At 67.6% G+C, this 25,698-nt stretch carries 24 protein-coding genes; 19 read left to right on the top strand and 5 right to left on the bottom strand.

Going from position 1 to position 25,698, the window contains the following annotated elements; all coding sequences use genetic code 11:
• Positions 1-41: 41 nt before the first annotated feature.
• Positions 42-1,232: a M20 aminoacylase family protein gene (locus tag WS49_RS12530; RefSeq protein WP_059528537.1), complete on the bottom strand. Its 1,191-nt coding sequence runs from the start codon at positions 1,230-1,232 to the stop codon at positions 42-44.
• 386 nt (positions 1,233-1,618) lie between these two features.
• On the opposite strand from WS49_RS12530, the gene WS49_RS12535 reads away from it, so the two are divergent.
• Positions 1,619-2,197, top strand: a complete 579-nt coding sequence (locus WS49_RS12535; RefSeq protein ID WP_059528540.1) for a peroxidase-related enzyme — start codon at positions 1,619-1,621, stop codon at positions 2,195-2,197.
• Between the two features lie 78 nt (positions 2,198-2,275).
• Here the strand turns inward: WS49_RS12535 and WS49_RS12540 are convergent, their stop codons facing one another.
• Both WS49_RS12540 and WS49_RS12545 read right to left on the bottom strand, forming a co-directional pair.
• Positions 2,276-3,151: an SDR family NAD(P)-dependent oxidoreductase gene (locus tag WS49_RS12540; protein WP_059528543.1), complete on the bottom strand. Its 876-nt coding sequence runs from the start codon at positions 3,149-3,151 to the stop codon at positions 2,276-2,278.
• A gap of 199 nt (positions 3,152-3,350) precedes the next feature.
• A complete protein-coding gene (locus WS49_RS12545) occupies positions 3,351-3,929 on the bottom strand; it encodes a TetR/AcrR family transcriptional regulator (protein WP_059528546.1) in 579 nt (192 codons plus the stop codon).
• 202 nt (positions 3,930-4,131) lie between these two features.
• Between WS49_RS12545 and zwf the strand changes: the two genes are divergently transcribed.
• Entirely contained in the window at positions 4,132-5,607 is a 1,476-nt protein-coding gene (zwf, locus tag WS49_RS12550) for a glucose-6-phosphate dehydrogenase (RefSeq protein WP_059528548.1), read from the top strand.
• Positions 5,608-5,706: 99 nt separating this feature from the next.
• Here zwf and WS49_RS12555 read toward each other — a convergent pair whose 3' ends face one another.
• Positions 5,707-6,651 (bottom strand): LysR family transcriptional regulator, encoded by a 945-nt coding sequence (locus WS49_RS12555; protein ID WP_059528551.1) that lies wholly within the window; start codon positions 6,649-6,651, stop codon positions 5,707-5,709.
• A 101-nt stretch (positions 6,652-6,752) separates the two neighbouring features.
• Here WS49_RS12555 and WS49_RS12560 point away from each other — a divergent pair, with 101 nt between their 5' ends.
• The 12 genes from WS49_RS12560 (at position 6,753) to WS49_RS12615 (ending at position 19,473) form a co-directional block, all read left to right on the top strand.
• On the top strand, positions 6,753-7,955 hold the full coding sequence (locus tag WS49_RS12560) for an MFS transporter (RefSeq protein ID WP_059528553.1): 1,203 nt from the start codon (positions 6,753-6,755) through the stop codon (positions 7,953-7,955).
• A gap of 29 nt (positions 7,956-7,984) precedes the next feature.
• Positions 7,985-8,308, top strand: coding sequence for a MoaF-related domain-containing protein (locus WS49_RS12565; RefSeq protein ID WP_059528556.1), 324 nt, complete (start codon positions 7,985-7,987; stop codon positions 8,306-8,308).
• 16 nt (positions 8,309-8,324) lie between these two features.
• Positions 8,325-9,281, top strand: coding sequence for an LLM class oxidoreductase (locus tag WS49_RS12570; RefSeq protein WP_059528559.1), 957 nt, complete (start codon positions 8,325-8,327; stop codon positions 9,279-9,281).
• Positions 9,282-9,430: 149 nt separating this feature from the next.
• Positions 9,431-10,237, top strand: a complete 807-nt coding sequence (dkgB, locus tag WS49_RS12575) for a 2,5-didehydrogluconate reductase DkgB (protein ID WP_059528562.1) — start codon at positions 9,431-9,433, stop codon at positions 10,235-10,237.
• A 64-nt stretch (positions 10,238-10,301) separates the two neighbouring features.
• Positions 10,302-11,417, top strand: a complete 1,116-nt coding sequence (locus WS49_RS12580) for an alkene reductase (protein WP_059528565.1) — start codon at positions 10,302-10,304, stop codon at positions 11,415-11,417.
• A 20-nt stretch (positions 11,418-11,437) separates the two neighbouring features.
• On the top strand, positions 11,438-12,442 hold the full coding sequence (locus tag WS49_RS12585; RefSeq protein WP_059528577.1) for an aldo/keto reductase: 1,005 nt from the start codon (positions 11,438-11,440) through the stop codon (positions 12,440-12,442).
• 171 nt (positions 12,443-12,613) lie between these two features.
• Positions 12,614-13,132, top strand: coding sequence for a DUF3455 domain-containing protein (locus WS49_RS12590; RefSeq protein ID WP_059528585.1), 519 nt, complete (start codon positions 12,614-12,616; stop codon positions 13,130-13,132).
• A gap of 625 nt (positions 13,133-13,757) precedes the next feature.
• The gene (locus tag WS49_RS12595; protein WP_059528588.1) at positions 13,758-15,146 is read left to right on the top strand and encodes an NCS2 family permease; all 1,389 of its coding nucleotides are present in this window, start codon (positions 13,758-13,760) and stop codon (positions 15,144-15,146) included.
• 201 nt (positions 15,147-15,347) lie between these two features.
• Positions 15,348-15,941, top strand: coding sequence for a hypothetical protein (locus WS49_RS12600; protein ID WP_059528591.1), 594 nt, complete (start codon positions 15,348-15,350; stop codon positions 15,939-15,941).
• Between the two features lie 230 nt (positions 15,942-16,171).
• A complete protein-coding gene (locus tag WS49_RS12605; protein WP_059528594.1) occupies positions 16,172-17,092 on the top strand; it encodes a LysR family transcriptional regulator in 921 nt (306 codons plus the stop codon).
• A 225-nt stretch (positions 17,093-17,317) separates the two neighbouring features.
• Positions 17,318-18,100: an ABC transporter substrate-binding protein gene (locus WS49_RS12610; protein WP_059528597.1), complete on the top strand. Its 783-nt coding sequence runs from the start codon at positions 17,318-17,320 to the stop codon at positions 18,098-18,100.
• 257 nt (positions 18,101-18,357) lie between these two features.
• A complete protein-coding gene (locus WS49_RS12615; protein ID WP_059528600.1) occupies positions 18,358-19,473 on the top strand; it encodes a succinylglutamate desuccinylase/aspartoacylase family protein in 1,116 nt (371 codons plus the stop codon).
• A gap of 131 nt (positions 19,474-19,604) precedes the next feature.
• Here the strand turns inward: WS49_RS12615 and WS49_RS12620 are convergent, their stop codons facing one another.
• Positions 19,605-20,411: a MetQ/NlpA family ABC transporter substrate-binding protein gene (locus WS49_RS12620; RefSeq protein WP_059528603.1), complete on the bottom strand. Its 807-nt coding sequence runs from the start codon at positions 20,409-20,411 to the stop codon at positions 19,605-19,607.
• Positions 20,412-20,718: 307 nt separating this feature from the next.
• On the opposite strand from WS49_RS12620, the gene WS49_RS12625 reads away from it, so the two are divergent.
• The 5 genes from WS49_RS12625 to WS49_RS12645 all read left to right on the top strand — a co-directional run bounded on the left by WS49_RS12625 (position 20,719) and on the right by WS49_RS12645 (position 25,688).
• Positions 20,719-21,879 carry a porin gene (locus WS49_RS12625; protein WP_059528606.1) on the top strand — a complete coding sequence of 387 codons (1,161 nt, stop codon included), beginning with the start codon at positions 20,719-20,721 and terminating at the stop codon, positions 21,877-21,879.
• Positions 21,880-22,100: 221 nt separating this feature from the next.
• The gene (locus tag WS49_RS12630; RefSeq protein WP_059528608.1) at positions 22,101-22,361 is read left to right on the top strand and encodes a DUF2866 domain-containing protein; all 261 of its coding nucleotides are present in this window, start codon (positions 22,101-22,103) and stop codon (positions 22,359-22,361) included.
• 133 nt (positions 22,362-22,494) lie between these two features.
• Positions 22,495-22,878: a DUF6232 family protein gene (locus WS49_RS12635; RefSeq protein WP_059528611.1), complete on the top strand. Its 384-nt coding sequence runs from the start codon at positions 22,495-22,497 to the stop codon at positions 22,876-22,878.
• A 71-nt stretch (positions 22,879-22,949) separates the two neighbouring features.
• Complete coding sequence (locus WS49_RS12640) at positions 22,950-23,177, top strand: hypothetical protein (RefSeq protein ID WP_059528614.1); 228 nt, start codon at positions 22,950-22,952, stop codon at positions 23,175-23,177.
• Positions 23,178-23,417: 240 nt separating this feature from the next.
• Positions 23,418-25,688, top strand: coding sequence for a TonB-dependent hemoglobin/transferrin/lactoferrin family receptor (locus WS49_RS12645; protein ID WP_059528617.1), 2,271 nt, complete (start codon positions 23,418-23,420; stop codon positions 25,686-25,688).
• The last annotated feature ends 10 nt before the right edge of the window (positions 25,689-25,698 follow it).

Below are 25,698 nucleotides of genomic sequence, written 5' to 3' on the forward strand. Positions count from 1 at the left end.
TCAATGCGGCCGGAAGCGCCGGCCGCGCGCCGCCGCCGGGGCTACTGCCCGAGGTACCGCTCGACGAGGCGCGTCCAGAACGCCGCGCCGATCGGCAGGTTGCGATCGTTGAAGTCGTACTTCGGGTTGTGCACCATGCAGCCGTCCTCACCTTCGCCGTTGCCGAGCCGCACGAACGAGCCCGGCCGCTGCTGCAGCATGAACGCGAAATCCTCGCTGCCCATCAGCAGGTCCGCCTGCTCGACCACGTGCGCGTCGCCGACCAGCTCGCGCGCGACCTGCGCGGCGAAATCCGTTTCGGCATCCGTATTGACGACGACCGGATAGCCTTCGATGTACTCGACGTGCGCGGTCGCGCCGTAACTCGCGGCCTGCGACTCGGCGAGCTCGACGATGCGGCGCTTGAGCAGCGCGCGCACGTCGGGGCTGAACGACCGCACGCTGAGTTCGAGGCGCGCGCCGTTCGGGATCACGTTGTTCGCGGTGCCCGCGTGCATCGAGCCGACCGTGACGACCGCCGGCTGCGACGGGTCGACGTTGCGCGCGACGATCGTCTGCAGCGCCATCACGATGCTCGCCGCGACGACCACCGGATCGACCGTCAGGTGCGGCCGCGCCGCATGGCCGCCGATGCCCTCGATCGAGATGATCGCCTTGTCGCCGGCCGACATGAACGGGCCGCGCCGCGTGAGGAACACGCCGGGCGCCGCGCCCGGATGGTTGTGCATGCCGAACACCGCATCGCACGGAAAGCGGTCGAACAGGCCGTCGTCGATCATCTTCTTCGCGCCGCTGTCGACGCCGTGCTCTTCCGCCGGCTGGAAATACAGATGCACGGTGCCGGAGAAGTTGCGCGTCTTCGCGAGGTGTTGCGCGGCGCCGAGCAGCATCGTCGTGTGGCCGTCGTGGCCGCATGCGTGCATCTTGCCGTGCGTGCCGCTCGCGTACGGCAGGCCGGTCGCCTCGATGATCGGCAGCGCGTCCATGTCCGCACGGATGCCGATGCTGCGCGTGCCGTCGCCGACGCGCAGCGTGCCGACCACGCCCGTCTCGCCGACCCCGCGCGTCACCTGCCAGCCCCATTGCTCGAGCTTGTCCGCGACGAGCGCGGCCGTCTCGTGCTCCTCGTACGCGAGCTCCGGATGATGGTGAATGTGATGGCGAATCTCGCGCAGCCCGCCGGCGGCGGGCATCAGATCCTCGATTTCGGTGAATCGGACGTCGGTGGTCATCAAGCGGCTCCTGCTGATCGTCAGCGTGTCAGCCGCACGCGAACGGTTGCGTGCGGGAAAGCGAGCCACTATAGCGAGCCGATATCCGTTCAATAAGATGCGGAATTTTTCACCGCGATAAATTTATTTAATCAGGGTTTGTACCAGTGCGAGTGAGATCCCATGCTTGCATCGTTCGCTGACAGACTTGCTCCATCCGGCTAGAAACACGCTCTTCGGCGTCGGCAGCGTCATCCCACTTGGCGAGGAGCGGATGAACAACCCGAATCGCGGCCACATCATCGTCGACGTCAACGCATGACGCCACGGGCAACACGCGATGTTTCTCTTTCAGGCCGGCGGCCCGTGCGTCGAGACCACCCGTGCCACTTCATCCAGGAGACCTCATGACCGCTGCAGACAACACGCCCGTCAGCCGCTTCCCCGTGCCGGCACTCGAAGACCTGCCCGACGACATTCGCGAACGGATCGCGGCCGTCCAGGAAAAATCGGGCTTCGTCCCGAACGTATTCCTCACGCTCGCGCATCGCCCGGACGAGTTTCGCGCGTTCATGGCGTACCACGACGCGCTGATGGACAAGCCGGGCAACCTCACCAAGGCCGAACGCGAAATGATCGTCGTGGCAACCAGCAGCGCGAACCAGTGTCAGTACTGCGTGATCGCGCACGGCGCGATCCTGCGCATTCGCGCGAAGGATCCGCTGATCGCCGACCAGATCGCGACCAACTATCGCAAGGCCGACATCACCGCTCGACAGAAGGCGATGCTCGACTTCGCGATGAAGGTGTCGCAGACCGCGCACCAGGTGGGCGAAGCCGACTTCGATACGCTGAAGTCGCATGGCTTCACCGACGAGGACGCCTGGGACATCGCGGCGATCTCGGCGTTCTTCGGGATGTCGAACCGCCTCGCGAACGTGACGAACATGCGGCCCAACGCGGAGTTCTACGCGCTGGGCCGCTGAAGGCCGCCGGCAACGTCGATCGCGGTCGACGACCGGCGCGGCGCTCAAGCAAACCCGCGATGCCCCGGCTTCCCCGGCTTACCCGACCTTCTTCAACGCCTGCAGCCCATCCGGGAGCTTCGCGTCCGGGAACATCGTCGACAGCGTTGCATCGCGCCACCGCGCCGCCTCCTCCGCCCGCTGCGCTTCCGCCTGTTCGCACACGAACAGCGCATCGCCGCCGAGCAGCAGACGCATCGGCACGTCGTCGCGACGCGACAACTCGACGATCAGCGCCGCGATCCGTGCGGGGTCGCCGACCTCGTGGCCGCCATACGCGCCGAGCAATTCGAGAATCTTCCCGACCGACGGCTGATAGTCGGGCAGCAAGCCGTCGACCTCGCGCTTCGCCTGCGCCGCCCATTCGGTGCGCATCCCGCCCGGCTCCAGCGTGCACACGCGCACGCCGAACGGCGCGACTTCCTTCGACAGCACGTCGCTGAATCCGCCGACCGCCCACTTCGCGGCCTGATACGCGGACAGGCCGGCCGTCGCCGTGCGCCCGCCGACCGACGACACCTGGAAGATGTGGCCCGCGCGCTGCGTACGCATCGTCGGCAGCACCGCGCGCGTCATGTTGACCACGCCGAACAGGTTCGTTTCGATCTGGTCGCGGAAAGCGTCGGCGTCCATCTGCTCGAACGGCGCCGTATGGCCGTAGCCCGCGTTGTTCACCAGCACGTCGATGCGGCCGAACGCGTCGCGCGCCGCCGCCACCGCATGCGCGGCCGCGGCGGCGTCGGTCACGTCGAGTTCGATCGGCAGCAGCCGGTCGCCGTACCGTTCCTCCAGATCCGCGAGCCGCGCGGGATCGCGCGCACCGGCCACCAGACGATCGCCCGCCGCCAGCACCGCTTCCGCGATCGCACGCCCCAGGCCGCGCGCGGCCCCTGTTACCAACCAGACTTTCGACATTTTCCACTCCTCGACAAGGTTGAAACCACAAAATGAATGATTACTCACTCATTAATATGGGCGCTGACACGATGGTTTTCACCGTGCGTCGCCCTGCCCGAAACCGCCTTCCGTCGCGGCGGACGCGCCCGATCCGAACGCGCCGCCGATCACCCGCCTCCCGCTGTCCGCCGCGCAGCCCGCCCGGCGGGCCGTTTGCTCAGACCGCATGCAACACGGCCCACAGCGCACGAAACCCGGCCTCCCGGTATTCGTCGGCCAGCGCCGGATCGCGCGCGATCGATTCCATCGCCGTCTCCGCGATCGACGTGAACAGCGCCGCGCAGAACGCGTGCGCATCGTCGGCCTTCAGCCCGCCCGCCGCGGCAACCTGCGCGCGCAGCAGCGAGCTGATCGCGCCGAACCCTTCGGCCCCGGCCGCGCGATGCGCGTCGTCGATGCGGCCGCTCACGCCGAGCTGCCGCAGCGCGCGGCGCCCGTCCGGGTTCGCGACGCCCCACGACACGTAGCCGTTCCACGCATGCCGCATCGCCTGTTCGGCCGGCGCATGCTCCGGAAACCCGGTCATCATCGCCTCGCGCATCTCCGCCTTCAGGCTCAGGTACAGCGCATTCAGCAGCGCATCCTTGGTCTCGAAATAGGTAAACACCGTGCCTTCCGCGACGCCGGCGAGCCGCGCGATGCGCGCGGTGGTCGCGCTCGCGCCGTCCTCCGCGAGCGCACGGGCGGCGGCGGCGAGGATGGCGTCGTGCTTGTCGGGACTGCGCGGTCGGGCCACGTTCGATTCCTTTAATGAGTGAGCGCTCAATCATAATCGTGGCATGCATGCGATGCAAGTCCCGTTACAACACGGGAACACATACGCAATCGATCAAAAGCGTGCACTATTAGCGTTTTCACGTACTGGCGCGCCAACGCACCGGCGCCCGGCGCTTCGACGTTCGTTCCACGCTCACACCGCTTCAGACCGCGATCCACTCATGACGAATAAGCCCAACCAGACCGAAGCCGACCAGCCCGTCGACATGATCATCTTCGGCGGCGGCGGCGACCTGGCCGCCCGCAAGCTGTTGCCCGCGCTGTACATGGCGCACCTGCACTGCAACCTGCCGCCGGAGACGCGCATCATCGCGGTCGGCCGGCGCGACTGGGGCATCGACGGCTATCGCAAGTTCATGGACGAGCAATCGCGCCCGTTCATCGACGACAAGGCGTTCGACGCCGACGCATGGGCCCGTTTCCTCGACCTGTTCAAGTACGTGCTGATCGACGTGAACGCGCCGGAAGACTACGCGCGCCTCGCCGACGCCGCGCGCGGCGATGCGATCCGCGTGTTCTACCTGTCGACGTCGCCGGAGCTGTTCACGACGATCTGCGACAACCTGTCGGCCGCGCACCTCGTCGACGCGCGCTCGCGCGTCGTCCTCGAAAAGCCGCTGGGCCACGATCTCGCGTCGGCGCAGGCGATCAACGACGCGGTCGGCAAGCATTTCGCGGAATCGCAGATCTACCGGATCGACCATTACCTCGGCAAGGAAACCGTGCAGAACCTGATGGTGCTGCGCTTCGGCAACCCGATCTTCGGGCCGCTGTGGCAGGCGCCGAGCATCCGCAGCGTGCAGATCACGGTGGCTGAGACGGTCGGCGTCGGCAGCCGCGCGGGCTTCTACGACCATACCGGCGCGCTGCGCGACATGGTGCAGAACCACCTGCTGCAACTGTTGTGCATCGTCGCGATGGAGCCGCCGGTGTCGCTCGACCCGGACGCGGTGCGCGACGAGAAGCTGAAGGTGCTGCGCTCGCTGCGGCCGATGGCGCTGTCGGACGTCGCGCGCGACACGGTGCGCGGCCAGTACACGGCCGGCGCGGTCGACGGTCAGCCGGTCAAGGGCTATCTCGAGGAAGACAACGTGCCGGCGGACAGCCACGCGGAGACCTTCGTCGCGCTGCGCGCGCACATCAACAACTGGCGCTGGGCGAACGTGCCGTTCTTCCTGCGCACCGGCAAGCGGCTGCAGCGCCGCCAGTCGGAAATCGTGATCGAGTTCGCGGACATGCCGTTCTCGATCATCCCGAGCGGCCCGCGCCACTACAGCAACCGCCTCGTGATCCAGCTCCAGCCGGAAGAGTCGATCCAGTTGCAGATGCTCGCGAAGGAGCCGGGCAGCGGGATGAAGATGGTGCCGGTGAGCCTGAACCTCGACCTGCAGCAGGCGATTCCGGAACGGCGCGCGGAAGCGTACGAGCGGTTGCTGATCGACGTGATCCGCGGGCGCCTCACGCACTTCATGCGCCGCGACGAACTCGAGGCCGCGTGGTCGTGGGTCGAGCCGATCCTCGACGGCTGGAAGCAGCTCGGCGATCGCCCGCGGCTCTATACCGCGGGCACGTTCGGACCGGCGGCATCGTCGGCGCTGCTGGCGCGCGACAACATGTCGTGGTCCGAGGAAGCGTAAGCGCTGCACGACGGCGTGCCCGCGGCGCAAGCGCCGTGCGGCACGCCGGATCACGCCCGGCCCACCGCCGCCCCCCGCTTCCCTTCCGGCGCGCCGCCGTTACAGCGGCCCCATCCAGGCAGCCTTGCGCCGCGTCGGCGCATCGCTGCCGCTGCTCCCGCCGCCCAGCACCTCGATCATGTAATCGACGAACGACGCGATCCGCGACGAGATCGCGGTGTTCCGGTAATACACCGCGTTGATCGGCTGTTCGACTTCGAGCGTCTGCCGCGCGAGCACCTGCACGAGCCGGCCGGCCTCGCGATCCTGCGCGGTCATGAAATCCGACAGGCACACCATGCCCGCCCCCTCCAGCGCGAGCTGCCGCAGCGTCTCGCCGCTCGACGACCAGATGCCGGGCTCGATGCGGCTCGGCTCGCCGTCTGCGCCGAGGATCGGCCATACGTTCAGCGATTCGGGCTGCGTGAAGCCGAGCAGCGTGTGCCTGGCGAGATCCTCGACCTTGCGCGGCTGGCCGTGCGCTTCGATGTACGCGGGGCTCGCGAGGATGCGCAGCCGGCTGTTGCCGATCCGCCGGCTGTGCAGCGTCGAATCCTTCAGGCGGCCGATCCGGATCGCGACGTCGGTGCGCCGCTCGAGCAGGTCGATGATCCCCTCGTTGCTGTTCAGCTCCAGCTCGACCTTCGGGAAGCGTTCGCGGTAGCCGCGCACGAGCGGCACGATCACGTGCAGCATGAACGGCGTCGCGGCGTCGACGCGCAGCCGCCCCGACGGCATCTCGCGCCGCGCGAGCATCTGCTCCTCGGCGTTCTCGACCGATTCGATGATCGCGCGCGCATCCTGCAGGAATGCGCGCCCTTCTTCGGTCAGTTCGAGCCGGCGCGTGGTCCGGCGCAGCAGCGTGGTCTTCAGCTTCTCCTCGAGCCGCGCAAGCGTGCGGCTCGCCGCCGACACGGTGACGTCGAGCTGCTGCGCGGCGGCGGTGATCGAACCGGTGTCGACCACGGCGGCAAAGGCCTGGAGTTCGTCGAGCGTGATTTTCATTGTTGACCTGAAATCAAAACAATTTGGTTTATAGACCAGTTTTTCCGCAAAAGTAAAGGCGGCACACTGCGATCCATTCTTACTGGAACCTGGATCCCGCCATGCCACTCGCCCTGCTTGCGCTGACCATCAGCGCCTTTGCCATCGGCACGACCGAATTCGTGATCGTCGGGCTGATCCCGACGATCGGCGCCGATCTCGGCGTCAGCCTGCCGTCGGCCGGCCTGCTCGTCAGCCTCTACGCGCTGAGCGTCGCGATCGGCGCGCCGCTCCTCACCGCGCTCACCGGCCGCGTGCCGCGCAAGACGCTGCTCGCCGCGCTGATGGCGCTGTTCACCATCGGCAACCTCGTCGCCTGGCAGGCGCCCGGCTACGAATCGCTGATCGTCGCGCGCGTGCTCACGGGCCTCGCGCACGGCGTGTTCTTCTCGGTCGGCTCGATCATCGCGACCACGCTCGTGCCGAAGGACAAGGCCGCCAGCGCGATCGCGACGATGTTCAGCGGCATGACCGTCGCGTTCGTCGCCGGCATTCCGCTCGGCACCTTCATCGGCCAGCACTTCGGCTGGCGCGCGACGTTCCTGATCGTCGCGCTGTTCGGCCTCGTCGCGTTCCTCGGCGCGGTTGCCTTCGTGCCGCGTGGCCTCCCGCGGACGCCGCCGGCGCCGCTCGCCCGCCAGTTCCGCGTGCTGGCCCAGCCGCGCCTGCTGCTCGTCTATGCGATGACGGCGGTCGGCTACGGCGGCTCGCTGATCGCGTTCACCTACATGGCGCCGCTGCTCGAACAGATCGCCGGCTTCACGCCGTCGCAGGTCAGCCTCGTGCTCGTCGGCTACGGCGTGTCGGTCGCGTTCGGCAACGTGTGGGGCGGCAAGCTCGCCGACCGCGTCGGCCCGGTCAAGGCGCTCAAGCAGATCTTCCTGCTGCTCGCGATCGTGCTGCTCGCACTGACCTTCACGGTGCACGTGAAGTGGCTCGCGGTGCTGACGATGCTCGCGTGGGGCGCCGTCGCATTCGGCAACGTGCCGGGCCTGCAGGTGTACGTCGTCAAGCAGGCGCGCCACTTCGCGCCGGACGCCACCGACGTCGCATCGGGCTTCAACATCGCCGCGTTCAACCTCGGCGTCGCCGGCGGCTCGTCGCTCGGCGGCCTGATCGTCGCGAACGTCGGCCTCGGCCATACGCCGTGGATCGCCGCCGTCGTCACGCTCGGCGCGTTCGCGCTGACCGCGCTGAGCGGCCGCCTCGACCGCGGCCAGGGCCTGCCCGAACGCACGGCCGAACCCGTCGAACTCGCCCATTGAACGTCACTTGTTTGCAGGAGCTGCCCAGCATGAACGCATCGACCCGACGTCCGCCGTTCGCCGGCAAGACTTTCGAAGTCCGTTACGACGGCCTCGCCGCCCTCAACGCATATGACGAGGACGGCCTCCACATGCGCTACGAGATCACCGAAGGCGCGTACGCCGGCGCGACGGGCGAAGTCGCCTTCACGTGGCAGCACGTCGCCGGCGAGACCTACGCGATCTCGTGGCAGGAAGCCGATCGCGCGACGGTCGTGCACCTCGACGATTTCGCCGCCGGCACGTCGCGCGCGTTCTTCACCGCGTCGTCGCTCGACTTCTACCGGCTCGCCGGCAGCCTGCGCGCCATCTGAACGGAGACGCCCGACCATGTCCACTTCACTCGACAAGCTCGCCGACGGCGGCTTCAGCATCGGCATCGAACTGCCGCTCGACAACGACTGGTCGCCGGCCGGCGACGCGAAGCGCCAGCATGACGGCCGCCGCCCCGGCGTGCCCGACCTGGAAATCCACGCGGAGCTCGCGCAACTGGCCGACACGCTCGGCTTCCGCGCGCTCTGGGTGCGCGACGTGCCGGTGTACGACCCGTCGTTCGGCGACGCCGCGCAGGTGTTCGAGACCTTCTCGTATCTCGGCTACCTCGCCGGCATCACGCGCGACATCCTGCTCGGCACGGCGGCCGTCGTGCTGCCGCTGCGCGAACCGCTGCTCACGCTGAAATCGGCCGCGACGATCCAGGAACTCAGCCGGGGACGCCTGCTGCTCGGCGTCGCGAGCGGCGACCGGCCGGTCGAATATCCGCTGTTCGGCCGCGACTTCGCGTCGCGCGGCGCGAACTTCCGCGACCAGATCGCGCTGCTGCGCGACGGCGCGCGTGCGCATCTGCCGCCCGGCCTCGACGTGCTGCCCGCCGCGCGCTCGCCGGTGCCGCTGCTCGTCGCCGGTCTCGCGCAGCAAACGCCCGCCTGGATCGGCGAGCACATGGACGGCTGCCTCGCGTATCCGGGCACGCCGGCCGATCACGTGCAGCGCGTCGCGAACTGGCGCGCGGTGGCCGGCGACAAGCCTTACGTGAGCTTCATCCACCTCGACCTCGCGGACGATCCGCACGAGCCGCTGCAGCGGCACCGCTTCGGCGCGCGCGCCGGACGCATCGCGCTGACGGAGGAACTCGCGGCGATGCGCGACGCCGGCGTGCAGCACATCGGCCTGCATTTCCGCCGCAACCGCCGCCCGCTCGACGAGACGATGGCCGAAATCGCGTCGGACGTGCTGCCGGCATTCCATGCGAATGCCGCTGCGAGCGCGCTGGCGGGCACCGCCTGAGGCCGGCACGCCGCCAGCCAGCCGGATCCACGAACGATATTTGACTTCAAATCAAATATTTTTGACCTCTAGAGGCGTTTATCTCATCAGTCCAGGACGCCAGAATGACTCCCATACCGCAATCGGCCCACCTCTTCCAGGAACACAAGATGAGCAACATTCCCGCATTCGGCCTCGGCACTTTCCGCCTGCAAGGTCAGGTTGTCATCGACTCGGTCCGCAACGGCCTCGAAGTCGGCTACCGCGCGATCGACACCGCGCAGATCTACGGCAACGAAGCCGAAGTCGGCGAAGCGATCGCCGCATCGGGCGTGCGCCGCGAAGACCTGTTCCTCACGACGAAGATCTGGGTCGACAACTACGCGCCGGAAAAACTGGTCGCCAGCCTCGAGGAAAGCCTGCGCAAGCTGCGCACCGACTACGTCGACCTGACGCTGATCCACTGGCCGGCTCCGGAAAGCGGCGTGTCGGTCGAGACGTTCATGACCGCGCTCGCCGACGCGAAGGCAAAGGGCCTCACGCGCCGGATCGGCATCTCGAACTTCAACATCGAGCTGACGAAGGAAGCGATCGCGGCGGTCGGCAAGGATGCGATCGCAACGAACCAGATCGAACTGAGCCCGTACCTGCAGAACCGCAAGCTGGTCGAGTTCCTGAACGGCGAAGGCATCCACGTGACGTCGTACATGACGCTCGCATACGGCAAGGTGCTCGGCGACCCGGTGATCGGCGCGATCGCGCAACGTCACGACGCGACGCCGGCGCAGGTCGCGCTGGCCTGGGCGCTGCAGCTCGGCTACTCGGTGATCCCGTCGTCGACGAAGCGCGAAAACCTCGCAAGCAACCTGCTCGCGCAGACGCTGCGCCTGACCGACGAGGACATGGCGCAGATCGCCGCGCTCGAGCGCAACGGCCGCGAAGTCGACCCGGTCGGCCTCGCGCCGACGTGGGACTGAACGCACCGCCCCCTCAATCGAACCGTCCGCGGCCAGCCGGCCGCGGCACCGACAGGAATCCATCATGACCCAGGACCCGCTTTTCCAACCGCTGCAATTCGGTTCGCTGACACTGCCGAACCGCATCGTGATGCCGCCGATGACGCGTTCGCGCGCCAGCCAGCCCGGCGACGAAGCCAACGAACTGATGGCCGCGTATTACGCGCAGCGCGCGAGCGCGGGCCTGATCGTCAGCGAAGGCACCTACATCGCGCCGCTCGGCAAGGGCTACGCATGGACGCCCGGCATCCACACGCCGTCGCAGGTCGCCGGCTGGCGCAAGGTGACGGACGCCGTCCACGCCGCGCACGGCCGCATCTTCGCGCAGCTCTGGCACGTCGGCCGGCTGAGCCACACGAGCCTGCTCGGCGGCCGGCAACCCGTGTCGTCGTCGCCGCTCCAGGCGAAGGGCGTGAACGTGTTCGTCGCCGGTGAAGACGGCACCACGCCGGGCTTCGTGCAGGCCTCCGAGCCGCGCGCGTTGTCCGTCGACGAAATCCGCGAGATCGTCGATCAATACCGCGCCGCCGCGCGCAACGCGATCGAAGCCGGCTTCGACGGCGTCGAGCTGCACGGCGCGAACGGCTATCTCGTGAACCAGTTCATCGACTCGAACGCGAACACGCGCACCGACGCGTACGGCGGCTCGCTCGAAAACCGGCTGCGCTTCCTGCGCGAAGTCGCGCAGGCGCTGATCGAAGGCACCGGCGACGCGTCGCGCGTCGGCATCCGCCTCGCGCCGCTGACTACGCTGAACGGCTGCGTCGACGACGATCCCGAGACGACCTACCTCGCCGCCGCGAAGCTGCTCGGCGAACTCGGCGTCGGCTACCTGCACATCGCGGAAGCCGACTGGGACGACGCGCCGCTGATGCCGGTCGAATTCAAGCAGCAGCTGCGTGCCGCGTATCCGGGCGTGCTGATCTACGCCGGCGCGTACACCGCCGAGCGCGCGCGCGAAGCGATCGCCGCCGGTTGGGCCGACCTCGTCGCCTTCGGCCGCCCGTTCGTCGCGAACCCCGACCTGCCCGAGCGCCTGCGTACCGGCGCCGCGCTCACGCCGCACGACCGCAACACGCTGTTCGGCGGCGGCGCACGCGGCCTGACCGACTATCCGACGCTCGCGCAAGCCGCGGCCTGAGCGATCGACAGGAGTCCGACATGAGAATCACGTCCCCTTCCCGCGTGGGTTTCGGCACCGCGCCGCTGGGCAACATGTATCGGGACATCCCGAACGAGGAAGCGCTGGCGACCGTCGACGCGGCTTGGGAAAGCGGTATCCGCTACTTCGACGCGGCGCCGCTGTACGGCGCCGGCCTCGCCGAGCTGCGCCTCGGTGAAGCGCTCGCCGGCCGCCCGCGCGACGAATATTCGCTCGGCACGAAGGTCGGCCGCCTCGTGCTCGACGAGCACGAGGATGCGTCGCAGCGCGATCTCGGCGAGAAGGGCGGGCTGTTCCGCCATGGGCTGCCGAACAAGGTCGTCTACGACTACACGGAAGACGGCACGCTGCGCTCGATCGAGGCGAGCCTCGCGCGGCTGCGCACCGACCGCCTCGACACCGTGTGGATTCACGATCCGGCGATCGACTTCCACGGCGAGCGCTGGCTCGAGGTGTTCGACGTCGCGATGTCGGGTGCGGCCAAGGCACTCACGCGGCTGCGCGACGAGAAGGTCATCAAGGGCTGGGGCCTCGGCGTGAACCGGATCGAGCCGTGCGAGCTCGCGCTCGACCGCTCGGACCCGGACGGCTTCCTGCTCGCCGGCCGCTACACGCTGCTCGACCATGCGGGCGCGCTCGAACGGCTGATGCCGGAAAGCGCGGCGCGCGGCCTCGGCATCATCGTCGGCGGCCCGTACAACTCCGGCGTGCTCGCGGGCGGCACGCACTTCGAATACCAGCCGGCCACGCAGGAGATGCTCGACCGCGTCGCGCGCATCCGGCAGATCGGCGAGCAGTTCGGCGTCGACGTCCGCGCGGTGGCGCTGCAGTTCTCGCTCGCGCATCCGGCCGTCGCGGCCGTGATCCCCGGCGCGAGCCAGCCCGATCGCATCGACGAGAACCTGCGGCTCGCGGCGGCGCCGATTCCGGCAAGCCTGTGGGACGCCCTGAAGGCCGAGCGCCTGATCGCGGAACACGCGCCGACGCCGGCCGGCGCGACTTGAGCCGCTTCCGCGCGACCGCCGCGACGAGCGGCTGCGCACGTCCCTTCCCTTGCAATCGCGGCGACTATCGCCGCGATTGCCATTTCCGAATTGCCGCCTGCGCAATCGCCGCCTAACGTTTACACGATCGACGCCGCACGACCGTCACCCGACCTGAAAGGACGCCCCGCCATGCCAAGCCGCTTTCCGACACGCGACATGCTGCGGGCCCTCGCGGCCGGCCTTTCGTTCGCGGCCTGCACCTTGCCGGCCTACGCCGACGATGCAACCGGTCTCGTGCCGCCCCAGCCGGCGTCGCCCGTGCTGTCGACGACCGCGACCGGCGTGCAGATCTACGCATGCGAATACGACGCCGGACACCGGCTCGCGTGGGCATTCCAGCGCCCGGAGGCGATGCTGTTCGACGCCACCGGCGCGCTCGTCGTCCGGCACGGCGCGGGGCCGTCGTGGGAAACGCTCGACGGCAGCCGCATCACCGGCAGGAAGCTCGCGGAAGCGCCCGGCGCGCGCCCGGGCAGCATTCCGCAGCTCCTGCTCGCCGCGACGCCGGCCGCAACCGGCACGCTCGCCGGCGTGCGCTTCGTCCAGCGGCTCGATACCGTGGGCGGCACACCGCCGGAGGCGACGTGTGCGACCGAGCATGCAATCGGCCGCTTTCCGTATTTCGCGCGATACGTGTTCCTGAAGTAACGCGCGGCGGCATCGCGAAGCGCGGACGCCGCCGTCGGCGTGCTAACAGCCAGGTCCATTTGATCAGCTATCCTGCATTTACCGATCGGATGCCCGACGCATGCATCGTCATCGATCCGGTCACGCGCGCGGCCCCGGTATCATCCGGACTCACGTTGCGCACGGCGGCGGGGCGCGTCACGCGCGGCCGCATTCACGCACCTGCGCGGCCTCGATGAAAGACATTCGTAATCCCCGATGCGTCACCCGCTCCCGCCCTGCCCGCCGACCCGGCGTTCAAATAATCGCCTTAACGGATTCGAACTAGGCGTATACACGCGTTCCGCGACGACGAAGCCCCGTTGCACGCCGATATAAGCGCTGCGACATGCGCTGCATGCTCTTCCCCCAATGGGACGTGATGGGCCGTTCGCCTAACCTTCGCTACGGCAAAGCACACGTGACGGGGTCGACCACGCCACGCGTCGTACGACGCGGCACACGCGCGCCCTTCGACGCGCGGACGACGACACGAAGCACGCGTGATGCGTCCCCACGACGCTGCCGATAATTTCAACCAGATACGAGACACCCTGACGACGGCCTGCCACAGGCCGTTTCAGCATGCTGATAAAGGAGCAAGCTCATGAGTGATACCCCGGTGCAGCCCACGGTCGGCGTCGGCGCGGAAGAAACGGACTTCGGCACCAAGGGAGTCATCGACCGGTACTTCGGCATTTCGTCGCGCGGCAGCACGCAGCGACGCGAAATCGTCGCGGGCGTGACCACTTTCCTCGCGATGGTCTATTCCGTGTTCGTCGTGCCCGGCATGTTCGGCAAGGCCGGCTTCGACACGAGCGCGGTATTCGTCGCGGTCTGCCTCACCACCGCCTTCGGTTCGCTGCTGATGGGCCTGTGGGCGAAGCTGCCGATCGCGATCGGCTGCGCGATCTCGCTGACGGCGTTCACCGCGTTCGGCCTCGTGCTCGGCAAGGGCCTGCATCCGAGCGTCGCGCTCGGCGCCGTGTTCCTGATGGGCCTCGTGTTCACGGGCATCTCGGTCACCGGCGTGCGTTCGTGGATCCTGCGCAACCTGCCCGCGGGCGTCGCGCACGGCACCGGGATCGGCATCGGCCTGTTCCTGCTGCTGATCGCGTCGAACGACGTCGGCCTCGTGATCAAGAATCCGGGCGCCGGCCTGCCGGTCTCGCTCGGCCAGATCACCGCGTTCCCGGTCATCATGTCGGTCGTCGGCCTGGCCGCGATCTTCGGGCTCGAAAAGCGTCGCGTGCCCGGCGGCATCCTGCTCGTCGTGGTCGCGATCTCGCTGATCGGCCTCGTGTTCGATCCGGCCGTGAAGTATCGCGGCATCTTCGCGCTGCCGTCGCTGAGCGCACCGGGCCACGCATCGCTGATCGGCGCGATGGACATCAAGGGCGCGCTGTCGATGGCCGTGCTGCCGAGCGTGCTCGCGCTCGTGATGACCGCCGTGTTCGACGCGACCGGCACGATCCGCGCGGTCGCGGGCCAGGCGGGCCAGCTCGACGAGAACGGCCGCATCATCAACGGCGGCCGCGCGCTGACCGCCGATTCGATCAGCTCGATCTTCTCCGGCTTCCTCGGCGGTGCACCGGCCGCGGCCTACATCGAGTCCAGCGTCGGCGTGGCCGCCGGTGCGAAGACGGGCCTCGCGGCCGCGGTGGTCGGCGTGCTGTTCCTGGTCGTGATGTTCTTCTCGCCGCTCGCGGGCCTCGTGCCGTCGTACGCGACGGCCCCGGCGCTGATGTACGTCGGCCTGCTGATGCTCGGCAGCGTGAGCAAGCTGCACATGGACGACATGGTCGATGCGATGTCGGGCCTCGTGTGCGCGGTGTTCATCGTGCTGACCGCGAACATCGTGACCGGCATCATGCTCGGCTTCTCGACGCTCGTGATCGGCCGCATCGCCAGCGGCGAATTCCGCAAGCTCAACGTCGGCACCGTGCTCATCGCGGCCGTGCTCGTCACGTTCTATCTCGGCGGCTGGGCGATCTGACCGCGCATCGTGCGCGACGTCGCCGGCAGAAGCACGGCGCGCATCGGGACGACACCGTCTCCTCCACCATCGTCGTCGATGGCCTCCGGCCTGGAAACGCATGTTTCCGGGCCTTTTTTGTCGATGCGGCCGGCGTTGCGGCGCGGCGCACCGCGAGTCCGAACGCGGTGCTACGATCACATTTTGTCCTCCGGAACGACCATGAATCCGTTCGGCATCGTCTCTGAATCAGACACGCGAACCGCGGCGAGCAAACCGCCGTTCATCCCGTCGTTCGGCTTCGTCGAGGTTCATGAATCGCGGCCGATCGACGCGCCGCCGTCGCGCATCATCGACGCCGTGGCCGCGCTCGACATGCGCGCCGATCCGGTCATCGACGCGCTGCTTGCCGTGCGCGAATCGCCGGCGGCCATCGCGCGTGCGCTGGGCAACCGCCCCGCCGAAGCCGCACGCGAACGCTTCGGCTTCGATACGTTCACGCTGCTGCATCGCGACGACACGTCGCTGTCGCTGGGGCTCATCGGACGCTTCTGGCGCCCGACGCCCGACGTGCGGACGATCGACGACGCCGCGGCCTTCGTCCGGCACGACGATCCGCGCGACGCGAAGCTGGTGCTGCGGTTCGAGGTCGTCGGACTGTCGTCCGGCACGCGCCTGCTGCGCACCGAAACCTTCGTGCACTGTCCGAGCACGCGCACGCGCCTGCTGTTTCTGCCGTACTGGCTCGCGATCCGGCTCGCGAGCGGCTGGATCCGCCGCCGCACGCTCGCGGCCGTCGAACTGGCGCTTGCCTGACACACCGGGCCGCCACGAAAACGTCACGCGGTGTGTCGTCGCGCGCGGCGCATCTCGGCAACGTCACGCACCGTCATCTGCAATCCTGATCGCCTCGCCGTCGGTCGCGGCGAGAGAATGCCGCGCCGCGCCTCGCGGTTTTTGTTCCGCCCGGCGTTCGCCGTCGCGGCGCGCTACCCTATCGATCTTCGCGCCGGCGCCCCCGCCCGCCGCCAGATCCGAACCGATCGATGACCCGCATCCGAAACCACCTGAACATCGCGCAGCTCCAGGCGTTCGTCTCCGCCGCGCATCACAAGAGCCTGCGCGCCGCCGCGCGCGAACTCGGCGTCACGCAGCCCGCGATCACGCATACGATCCGCGAACTGGAAACGGCGCTGAACGCGGAACTGCTCGCGCGCAGCGTGCGCGGCGTCGAGCTGACCGCGTGCGGCCATGCGCTGCTGCCGCGCGCCGAGCAGTTGCTCGGCGACATGCGCCGCACCGTCGAGGCCGTCGAGCAGGTGAAAGGGGAAATGTCCGGACGGGTCGCGGTCGGCACGATGCCGTCGATCGCGCTGACCGCGCTGCCGCACGCGGTCACCGCCTTCCGCCGGTCGATGCCGAACGTGAGCCTGCATCTGGAGGAAGTGACGGTGCCGGACGCGCTCGCGCAATTGCGCAACGGCACGCTCGACATCGCTGCGATGCACCATGTGCCCGCGCTCGACCGCGATCTCACGCAGGTGCCGCTGCTGTCGACCGAGTTCACCGTCGTGATGCGCGAAGGCCACCCGCTCGCGCACGCGCGCCGGTTAGAGGAATTGCTCGACGCCGAATGGATCGTCACGGTCGGGGCCGAGCAATTCCCGCACAGCGTCATGGTCGGCATGTTCGAGGCGCGCGGGCTGCCGCTGCCGAAGCGCCTGCTGCGCTCGCCGATGTCGTTCGCGGTGACGCTCGGGCTCGTCGCGCGCTCCGACGTGATCGGCTGCTTCACGCGCCCGCTGGCCGCGATGGTGGCGCCGCTCGGGGTTCGCACGGCCGACCTCGACGAAAGCATGCCGCGCTTCGACCTGTCGATCATCGCGCGCCGCGACCTGCTGCCGACGCCGGCCGTGTCGCAATTCGTCGCCTGTCTGCAGCGCGCGGTCAACGAAACGCTCGGTTGAATCGTTCCTTCGTCTGAAACGGTCGCGCGCGGCATGCGCGGCCGTCGGGTCCGGTATCGGGGCATGTCCTAGGCGCCCTCCCGGTATTTTGTCTTGGTAATCTTGCGCACGTCGCGCGCCCGCATCGGGCAGCGAAACGGACAGTCCGACGCGAAGCCGCGCCGGACCGAAGGCTTACGGCGCGGCACAACCGCGCACCCATCGAACAAAACGAGGAGTCACCGAGTGAAAAAGATTCTTGCGGCTGTGACCGTAGCCCTGCTCGCCGTATCGGCCGGCACTGCATACGCGAAGGACTGGACGACCGTGCGCTTCGGCGTCGATGCAAGCTACCCGCCTTTCGAATCGAAAGGCGCCGACGGCAAGGTGGTCGGCTTCGACGTCGACCTCGGCAACGAAATCTGCCGCCGCATGAACGCGAAGTGCGTGTGGATCGAAAACGACTTCGACGGGATGATCCCGGCGCTGAAGGCACGCAAGTTCGACGGCGTCCTGTCGTCGATGTCGATGACGCCGGCGCGCCAGGAACAGATCGCGTTCTCGTCGAAGCTGTTCAACACGCCGACGCGCCTCGTCGCGAAGAAGGGCGCCGGCCTGATGCCGACGGCCGAATCGCTGAAGGGCAAGTCGGTCGGCGTCGAGCAGGGCACGATTCAGGAAACCTACGCGAAGACGTACTGGGCCCCGAAGGGCGTGAACGTCGTGCCTTACCAGAACCAGGACCAGGTCTACGCGGACCTGATCTCCGGCCGTCTGGACGGCGCGCTGCAGGACGCGGTGCAGGCTGAAATCGGCTTCCTGAAGACGCCGCGCGGCGCGAGCTTCGATTTCGCCGGCAAGGACATCGACGATCCGAAGACGCTCGGCAACGGCGCCGGTATCGGCCTGCGCAAGGAAGACACCGACCTGAAGGCGAAGATCGACGGCGCGATCGCCGGCATGCGCAAGGACGGCACGTACGACAAGATCGCGAAGAAGTACTTCGATTTCGACGTGTACGGCAAGTAACACCGCGCAACGCGCACTTCGCATCCGCGCAGACGGGCTCCGCAAGGAGCCCGTTTTTTTGCCCGCGCGCGCCGAAAGACCGCGAGGCACGCATGAGCGAAGGGCCGCGGCGACGTTATTTTTTACGCAACAACCCGATGATTCGTAAGGGAAATCGACTTGCCATGTACGCGGTTTGATAGGTTCGCGGAAGGCAACGTACAATCGATCTTCCACGCATACCGGATCACTCGCGGCTGCGCCGCCCTCCCCTCATCATGCAAACGCAGACCCATCCGCTGATTTCCCCCGCCGTCGGCACCGAACGCCAGATCACGAGCTTCCACTACGGCCCGCGCGGCGGGAAGAAGGTCTACATCCAGTCGTCGCTGCACGCGGACGAACTGCCCGGCATGCTGGTCGCCACGCTGCTGCGCCGCAAGATCGCCGCGCTCGAGACGGCCGGCAAGCTGCGCGGCGAGGTGGTCATCGTCCCCGTGCCTAACCCGATCGGCCTGTCGCAGCACGTGTTCGGCGATCACCTCGGCCGCTTCGAGCTCGGCTCGATGCAGAACTTCAACCGCAATTTCCACGATCTCGCGGCGCTCGTGATGCCGCGCATCGAAGGCCGGCTGACGAACGACGCGCAGCGCAACGTCGCCGCGGTACGCGCCGCGATGCGCGAGGCGCTCGACGAACAGAAGCCGCGCACCGAGCTCGAATCGCAGCGCCTCGCGCTGCAGAAACTGTCGTTCGACGCCGACATCGTGCTCGACCTGCATTGCGACAACGACGCGGTGATGCATCTGTATACGAACCCCGATCTGTGGGAAGACGTCGAGCCGCTGGCGCGCTATCTGGACGCGCAGGCGTCGCTGCTCGCGCTGAATTCGGTCGGCAATCCGTTCGACGAGATCCACAGCTTCTGCTGGTCCGATCTGCGCAGCCGGTTCGGCGATCGCTTCCCGATCCCGAACGGCGCGATTTCCGTCACCGTCGAACTGCGCAGCGAGCGCGACGTGTCGTACGAGTTCGCGGAGAAAGATTCGCAAGCGATCGTCGAATACCTGACCGCGCGCGGCGTCATCGACGGCACGCCGGCGCCGCTGCCGCCGCTCGCGCATCCGGCCACGCCGCTCGCGGGCACCGATCCGCTCGTCGCGCCGGTGTCGGGCGTGATCGTGTTCCGCACGCCGGTCGGCGCGTGGATCGAAGCCGGCCAGGACGTCGCCGACATCGTCGATCCGCTGACCGATCGCGTGATCACGCTGAAGAGCAGCGTGTCCGGCGTGCTGTACGCGCGCCAGGTCGTGCGCTTCGCGACCGCCGGGATGGAAGTCGCTCGGATCGCCGGCGCGACGCCGATCCGCACCGGGTCGCTGCTGTCGGCCTGAGCCCCCGGGCCGCCCAGCGGCCGGCCCGTGCGCCGCATCGCGGCGCGCCAACGAAATCGCCCGCTTGCGCGGGCGATTTGCTTTTCGGTCCGGCGCGATGCCCGGCGACGCGGCCGGGCATCGGCCGACGTTCAGAACGCCGGCACGATCGCGCCGCCGAACTTCTGGTCGATGAACTTGCGCACGTCGTCCGATTCATAGGCCGCGACGAGCTTCTTCACCCACGGCTTGTCCTTGTCCTGCGCGCGCACCGCGATCAGGTTCGCGTACGGCCCGCGCAGATCCTCGATCGCGATCGCATCCTTCACCGGCGTGAGCCCGGCCTTCACCGCGTAGTCGGTGTTGATCGACGCGGCGTCGAGGTCGGGCAGCGCGCGCGGCAGTTGCGCGGCGTCGAGCTCGACGATCCTGATCTTCTTCGGATTCTCGGCGACGTCGAGCGGCGTCGCGTTCACGCCGTTCGTGCCGGCGCCCGCCTTCAGCTTGATCACGCCGTATTTCTGCAGCAGCAGCAGCGCGCGGTTGCCGTTCGACGGATCGTTCTGGATCCCGACCTTCGCGCCGGTCGGCAGATCCTTCAGCGACTTGAGCTTCTTCGAATAGAAGCCCATCGGCGCCGTATAGGTCAGCCCGACGTTGACGATCCGGTAGCCGCGCTGCTTGATCTGGCTGTCGAGAAACGGCTGGTGCTGGAATCCATTCGCGTCGAGATCGCCCGCGTCGAGCGCCGCGTTCGGCTGCACGTAGTCGTTGAATTCGATCACCTTGATCGCGAGGCCTTCGCGTGCGGCGACTTTCGTCACCTCGGTCCAGATCTGCGCGTCGGGGCCGCTCATCGTGCCGATCTTCAGCGTCTGGGAGTCGGCGTGCGCGCCGGGCGTGGCAAAGGCCAGCGCCGCGGCAAGCGCGCCGAGGCCGGTCAGGATCGAACGTCGCATGGTGTCCTCTTGTCCCGTGTCGTTGTTGAAGCGCGCATCGTGACACGGGGCCGGAACGGCACCAACCAAGCTTATTTCATGTGCATATTCCGGATCCCGATCGAATCTCAGCCGAAATCGGTATAACTCCCCGCTGTACAACCGGGCAGAATCCAGTGTCGCTTCGGCACCACAGATTCGTCATATGACAAAGCCTGTCACATTCATTACGTGGCCCGCCGATAAAGTTGCGACCGGTCCGTGAAAGCGCCCATAGAGAGCGCCGGAACCGCAACTGGACACGCCATTTATTCGCTCGGAGAATCCTTTGAACAAGAAACTGTTGACCATCGCCGTCCTCGCAGCAACGGCCGGCGCGGCACACGCACAAAGCAGCGTGACCCTGTATGGCGTCATCGATGCCGGTATCAGCTACGTGAACCACAGCAAGACCGCGAACGGCGGCAGCGGCAAGCTGTTCAAGTACGACGACGGCGTGGCCCAGGGCAGCCGTTGGGGCCTGCGCGGCACCGAAGACCTCGGTGGCGGCCTGAAGGCGATCTTCGTGCTCGAAAACGGCTTCAACAGCGGCAACGGCACGATCGGCCAGGGCGGCGCGATCTTCGGCCGTCAAGCCTACGTCGGCCTGAGCCAGTCGCAATACGGCACGGTCACGTTCGGCCGCCAGTACTCGTTCTCGACCGACATCCTCGGTTCGAACTACTCGACGGGCGGCAACACGGTCGCGGGTAACTACGCGTACCACGTGAACGACATCGACCAGCTCACGTCGAGCCGCATCAACAACTCGGTGAAGTTCCAGAGCGCGAACTACGCCGGCTTCACGTTCGGCGCGTTGTACGGCTTCTCGAACTCGACCGACTTCGCCGGCGCACCGTCGACGACGACGGGCACCACGACGACGGCCGGTTCGTCGCGCGCATACAGCTTCGGCCTGAACTACGCGAACGGCCCGTTCGCACTCGGCGCCGCATACACGGACATCCGCTTCCCGAGCCAGTCGACGCCGGCATTCTCGACGTCGATCGCGAACATCGCGCTGACGAACATCCGCGACCTGCGCACGTACGGCGTCGGCGGCCGCTACATCTTCGGCCCGGCAACGGCATGGCTGCTCTGGACGCGCACGCAGTTCACCCCGATCGCGGCTGGCGCGTCGGGCACGTTCTACAACGCGTATGAAGCAGGCGTGAAGTACGCGATCACGCCGGCCCTGTCGGCAGCAGCGGGCTACACGTACACGAACGCCACGCAAAGCGGCAACTCGGCGCACTGGAACCAGGGCAACCTGGGCCTCGACTACGCGCTCAGCAAGCGTACGGACGTGTACGGCCTGGTCGTCTACCAGAAGGCGTCGGGCAACGGCGTGCAAGCGCAGATCGGTTCGAGCACGAGCTACTTCAGCACGTCGGGCAACGGTTCGTCGAACCAGCTGGCCGCTCGCGTCGGTATCCGTCACAAGTTCTAAAGCATCCGCTTAACTCGTCCGCGCATGTCGCGGACGACGACGGCAAGAAGCGCCCCGCTCCACGCGGGGCGCTTTTTTATGGGCTTTTAAGTTTCGCTTAATTCTGGGCTGAGAGGATGCTCTCACCCCCCCTGTTGGCCGCCTGAGCATCGGCGGCTTTTTTTTTGAGACCCACTACGGCACCGCCATCAACTGCCCACAAGACAGGATCGGAGCCCAAGATGATCGAAGATACCGTTTTCAGCCATCTGCACGCGATTCTGACGCGCCGGCATTCGCTGCCGGTCCAGAGCTGCCGCGTGTCGGTCGAAATGCAGCGCCCGTGGGGCCGCCCGTACCGGCTCGTCGAATGGACGATGCATCTCGACGCACCCGCGCGGCGCCAGATCGTGCCGGCCGAATCGACCGACGAAGAAATCGCCGAGGTCGTGGCGTCGCACGTGCCGGGCCGCCTGTACGGCGACGGCCGGCTGCAGTTCTGATTCCCCCCGTTACCCGCCATTACCCGCCGTTGCCCGCATCGCGGCCGGCCCGCACGCATCGTGCGGCACTCGGTCTCGTTTGACGCGGCAACGAAGTCTGCTACGCTGCGCGTTTTCGTCCACGCAACACACGATGGAAAACGCATTCAACGAACGCGGCGTGATGGTCACCCGCAACGGCCTGTCGGCCGCCGGGCAGGTCTTCCCGCTGCGTGACATCCGCAACGTCGATGTCGTCAAGATCCCGAAAAATCGCCTCGTGCCCTGGCTGATCTCGCTGATCGGCGTGGCCACCGCCGTCGCAGGCGGCATCGGCGCATCGAGCGCCGCGCTGGTTGTCGGCGTGATGCTCGCGGTCGTCGGCTATCTCGCCTGGACCACGCAGGACATCACCTACCGCCTGATGGTCGAAATGCCCGACGGCAAGCGCGAAGCGCTGTCGAGCGTCGACGCCGAATTCGTCGAGCGCGTCGCGCAGGTCGTGCGCGATGCACGGACGGCGACGGCCGCCGGCTGATTTCCGCTGCGCGCGCCGACCACCTACTATGAAATGAGCGGCACGCCGCCGCGTCGTTCGAGGAGGTCGGCATGAACGCCCAATCGCTGTCCGGCATGCTGCGCGCGCAGGAACTGCTGCTCGTCTCGATGATCCGAGCGCTGCCGCCCGACACACGCAGCGCGCTCGTCGACCTCTACGCCGAACAGCTCGCGTTCGCCGAACAGGCCGGCTTCGAAGGCCACGGCGATCGCGCGACGCACGATGCGTTCATCGCGCATGCGCGCAACCTGCTGATTCGTATCGAATCGCTGGCCTAGGGCCAGCCTGCTTTCACCGCATGTCTCGCCGCGCGCGGATCGCCCGATCCGCGCCGACGGCGCGCGTCCGCACGCGCCGCCTTTCGTCCTTGTATTGATAATAATTCTCATTTACACTGGCGAAATTATCAATTCCCTTTCAATTCGCCGTTCGCCGCCAGTCGCGCGCGAACGGGCCAGCCAGGTGAACGCGTCACCCAGCCAGCCTTCGGGCTAGTCATCGTCAATGGGAGACCACCTGTGCATTGCCATCCACTCGCGCGGCGGCCGATCTGTGCCGCGCTGTTCGGCGCGTTCGGCCTGTCCGCCGCCCCGGCTCATGCCGATTCACCGCCGCAAGGCGCCAACCCGCCACCTGCCGTCCTGACCGCCGCCGCATCCACGCGCGGCGATGCGGCGCTGCTCGACCCCGTCACCGTCACGGCCACCCGCACCGCCACCGCCGCGAGCCGTACGGCTGCGTCCGTGTCGGTGATCACCGACGACGATCTCGAAGAACAGCAGGCCACCAACATCAAGGATGCGCTGCGCTACGAGCCGGGCGTCACGGTGCGCCGCACCGCGTACCGCCCCGGCAGCGCCGCGCTCGGCGGCGGCCGCGACGGCGATTCGAGCATCAACATCCGCGGCCTCGAAGGCAATCGCGTGCTGCTGATGGAAGACGGCATCCGCCTGCCGAACGCGTTCTCGTTCGGCCCGCTCGAAGCCGGCCGCGGCGACTACGCCGATCTCGACATGCTCAAGCGCATCGAGATCCTGCGCGGGCCGGCATCGGCGCTGTACGGCAGCGACGGGCTGACCGGCGCGGTGAACTTCATCACGAAGGATCCGCGCGACCTGCTGTCGGTCTACGGCAAACCCACCTACTTCTCGTTCCGGCCGAGCTACGACTCGGCCGACCGCAGCATCGGCGCGACCGTGTCGGCCGCGGGCGGCAACGATCGCGTACAGGGGATGATCATCGCCGACGGCCGGCGCGGCCACGAGGTCGACACGCGCGGCGGCAACAACTCGGCGAGCACGCTGCGCACCACGTCGAATCCGCAGGACGTCTATTCGGAATCGCTGCTCGGCAAGCTCGTGCTGACGCCCACCGCGCGCGACACGATCAGGTTCACCGCCGAAACCGTGCAGCGCCGCGTGAGCACCGACGTGCTGTCCGCGATCAACCCGCCGGCCACGCTCGGCCTCACGACCCACGACCGGCTCGAACGCAACCGTTTCAGCGTCGACTACGATTTCCGCGACGATACATTCCGCTGGTTCCAGACCGCCCATGCGCAGTTTTACTACCAGGACGCGAAGCAGGACCAGTACGCGTTCGAGACGCGCGGCCGGCAGCCTTCGCGTTCCCGCGACAACCAGTACAAGGAGCGCACGTTCGGCGGCGCCGCGTTCGCCGAAAGCGGCTTCTCGACCGGCCCGTTCGCGCACAAGCTGCTGTATGGCGTCGACGGCAGCGTGTCGCGCGTGACGAACCTGCGCGACGGCACGGTGCCGGGCGTCGGCGAGGCGTTCCCGAACAAGGCGTTTCCCGACACCGACTACACGCTGTTCGGCGCGTTCGTGCAGGACCGGATCGGCTATGGCCGCCTGCTCGTCACGCCGGGGCTGCGCTTCGACACGTACCGCCTGAGCCCGACGCGGAACGATCCGCTGTTCACTGGCACCGCCGTGTCGACGAGCGCGAACGAAGTGTCGCCGCGCGTCGCGGTGCTCTACGAGATCGCGCCCGCGGTCATTCCGTACGTGCAGTACGCGCACGGCTTCCGCGCGCCGACGCCCGACCAGGTGAACAGCAGCTTCTCGAACCCCGTGTACGGCTACACGTCGATCGGCAATCCGAACCTGAAGCCCGAGACGAGCGACACGTTCGAAGCCGGCCTGCGCGGCAAGGCCGGCACCGGCTACGGCATCGTGCGCTACAGCGCGGCCGCGTTCACGGGCCGCTACCGCAACTTCATCTCGCGCACGACGATCGCCGGCAGCGGCCGCCCGGCCGATCCGTTCGTGTTCCAGTACGTGAACTTCGCCGACGCGCGCATCCACGGCCTCGAAGGCCGCGCCGAATGGGCGATGCCGAACGGCATCACGCTGAAGACGGCGATGGCGTTCACGAAGGGCTCGACGCAGAACGACGGCGCGGCGAGCCAGCCGCTGAACACGGTCAATCCGTTCTCGGCGGTGTTCGGCGTGCGCTACGAACCCGGCGAACGCTGGTTCGTGCAGACCGACCTGCTGTTCCAGGCCGCGAAACGCGACAAGGACATCGACAAGTCCGATTGTTCGAACAAGACGTGCTTCTCGCCGCCGTCGTCGTTCGTCGTCGACCTGCGCGGCGGCTACCGCTTCAACAAGCACGTGAGCGCGACGATCGGCATCCGCAACCTGTTCGACCGCAAGTACTGGAACTGGTCGGACGTGCGCGGGATCGCCGCCGATTCGCAGGTGCTCGATGCATATACGTCGTCCGGCCGCACCGTCGCGGTCGGCATGAAGGTCGATTTCTGATGCGCGCCGC

The organism is Burkholderia sp. RF7-non_BP4 (assembly GCF_001521935.1).
GTDB classification, from domain to species: Bacteria; Pseudomonadota; Gammaproteobacteria; order Burkholderiales; family Burkholderiaceae; genus Burkholderia; species Burkholderia diffusa.

Excerpts from the sequence above, each read along its gene's own strand:
- WS49_RS12530 (WP_059528537.1), bottom strand. The coding sequence starts at position 1,232 with ATGACCACCGACGTCCGATTCACCGAAATCGAGGATCTGATGCCCGCC.
- WS49_RS12570 (WP_059528559.1), top strand. The coding sequence starts at position 8,325 with ATGTCCACTTCACTCGACAAGCTCGCCGACGGCGGCTTCAGCATCGGC.
- WS49_RS12560 (WP_059528553.1), top strand. The coding sequence starts at position 6,753 with ATGCCACTCGCCCTGCTTGCGCTGACCATCAGCGCCTTTGCCATCGGC.
- WS49_RS12615 (WP_059528600.1), top strand. The coding sequence starts at position 18,358 with ATGCAAACGCAGACCCATCCGCTGATTTCCCCCGCCGTCGGCACCGAA.
- WS49_RS12565 (WP_059528556.1), top strand. The coding sequence starts at position 7,985 with ATGAACGCATCGACCCGACGTCCGCCGTTCGCCGGCAAGACTTTCGAA.
- WS49_RS12600 (WP_059528591.1), top strand. The coding sequence starts at position 15,348 with ATGAATCCGTTCGGCATCGTCTCTGAATCAGACACGCGAACCGCGGCG.
- WS49_RS12580 (WP_059528565.1), top strand. The coding sequence starts at position 10,302 with ATGACCCAGGACCCGCTTTTCCAACCGCTGCAATTCGGTTCGCTGACA.
- WS49_RS12605 (WP_059528594.1), top strand. The coding sequence starts at position 16,172 with ATGACCCGCATCCGAAACCACCTGAACATCGCGCAGCTCCAGGCGTTC.
- WS49_RS12640 (WP_059528614.1), top strand. The coding sequence starts at position 22,950 with ATGAACGCCCAATCGCTGTCCGGCATGCTGCGCGCGCAGGAACTGCTG.
- WS49_RS12620 (WP_059528603.1), bottom strand. The coding sequence starts at position 20,411 with ATGCGACGTTCGATCCTGACCGGCCTCGGCGCGCTTGCCGCGGCGCTG.
- dkgB (WP_059528562.1), top strand. The coding sequence starts at position 9,431 with ATGAGCAACATTCCCGCATTCGGCCTCGGCACTTTCCGCCTGCAAGGT.
- WS49_RS12595 (WP_059528588.1), top strand. The coding sequence starts at position 13,758 with ATGAGTGATACCCCGGTGCAGCCCACGGTCGGCGTCGGCGCGGAAGAA.
- WS49_RS12535 (WP_059528540.1), top strand. The coding sequence starts at position 1,619 with ATGACCGCTGCAGACAACACGCCCGTCAGCCGCTTCCCCGTGCCGGCA.
- WS49_RS12590 (WP_059528585.1), top strand. The coding sequence starts at position 12,614 with ATGCCAAGCCGCTTTCCGACACGCGACATGCTGCGGGCCCTCGCGGCC.
- WS49_RS12555 (WP_059528551.1), bottom strand. The coding sequence starts at position 6,651 with ATGAAAATCACGCTCGACGAACTCCAGGCCTTTGCCGCCGTGGTCGAC.
- zwf (WP_059528548.1), top strand. The coding sequence starts at position 4,132 with ATGACGAATAAGCCCAACCAGACCGAAGCCGACCAGCCCGTCGACATG.
- WS49_RS12635 (WP_059528611.1), top strand. The coding sequence starts at position 22,495 with ATGGAAAACGCATTCAACGAACGCGGCGTGATGGTCACCCGCAACGGC.
- WS49_RS12630 (WP_059528608.1), top strand. The coding sequence starts at position 22,101 with ATGATCGAAGATACCGTTTTCAGCCATCTGCACGCGATTCTGACGCGC.
- WS49_RS12585 (WP_059528577.1), top strand. The coding sequence starts at position 11,438 with ATGAGAATCACGTCCCCTTCCCGCGTGGGTTTCGGCACCGCGCCGCTG.
- WS49_RS12540 (WP_059528543.1), bottom strand. The coding sequence starts at position 3,151 with ATGTCGAAAGTCTGGTTGGTAACAGGGGCCGCGCGCGGCCTGGGGCGT.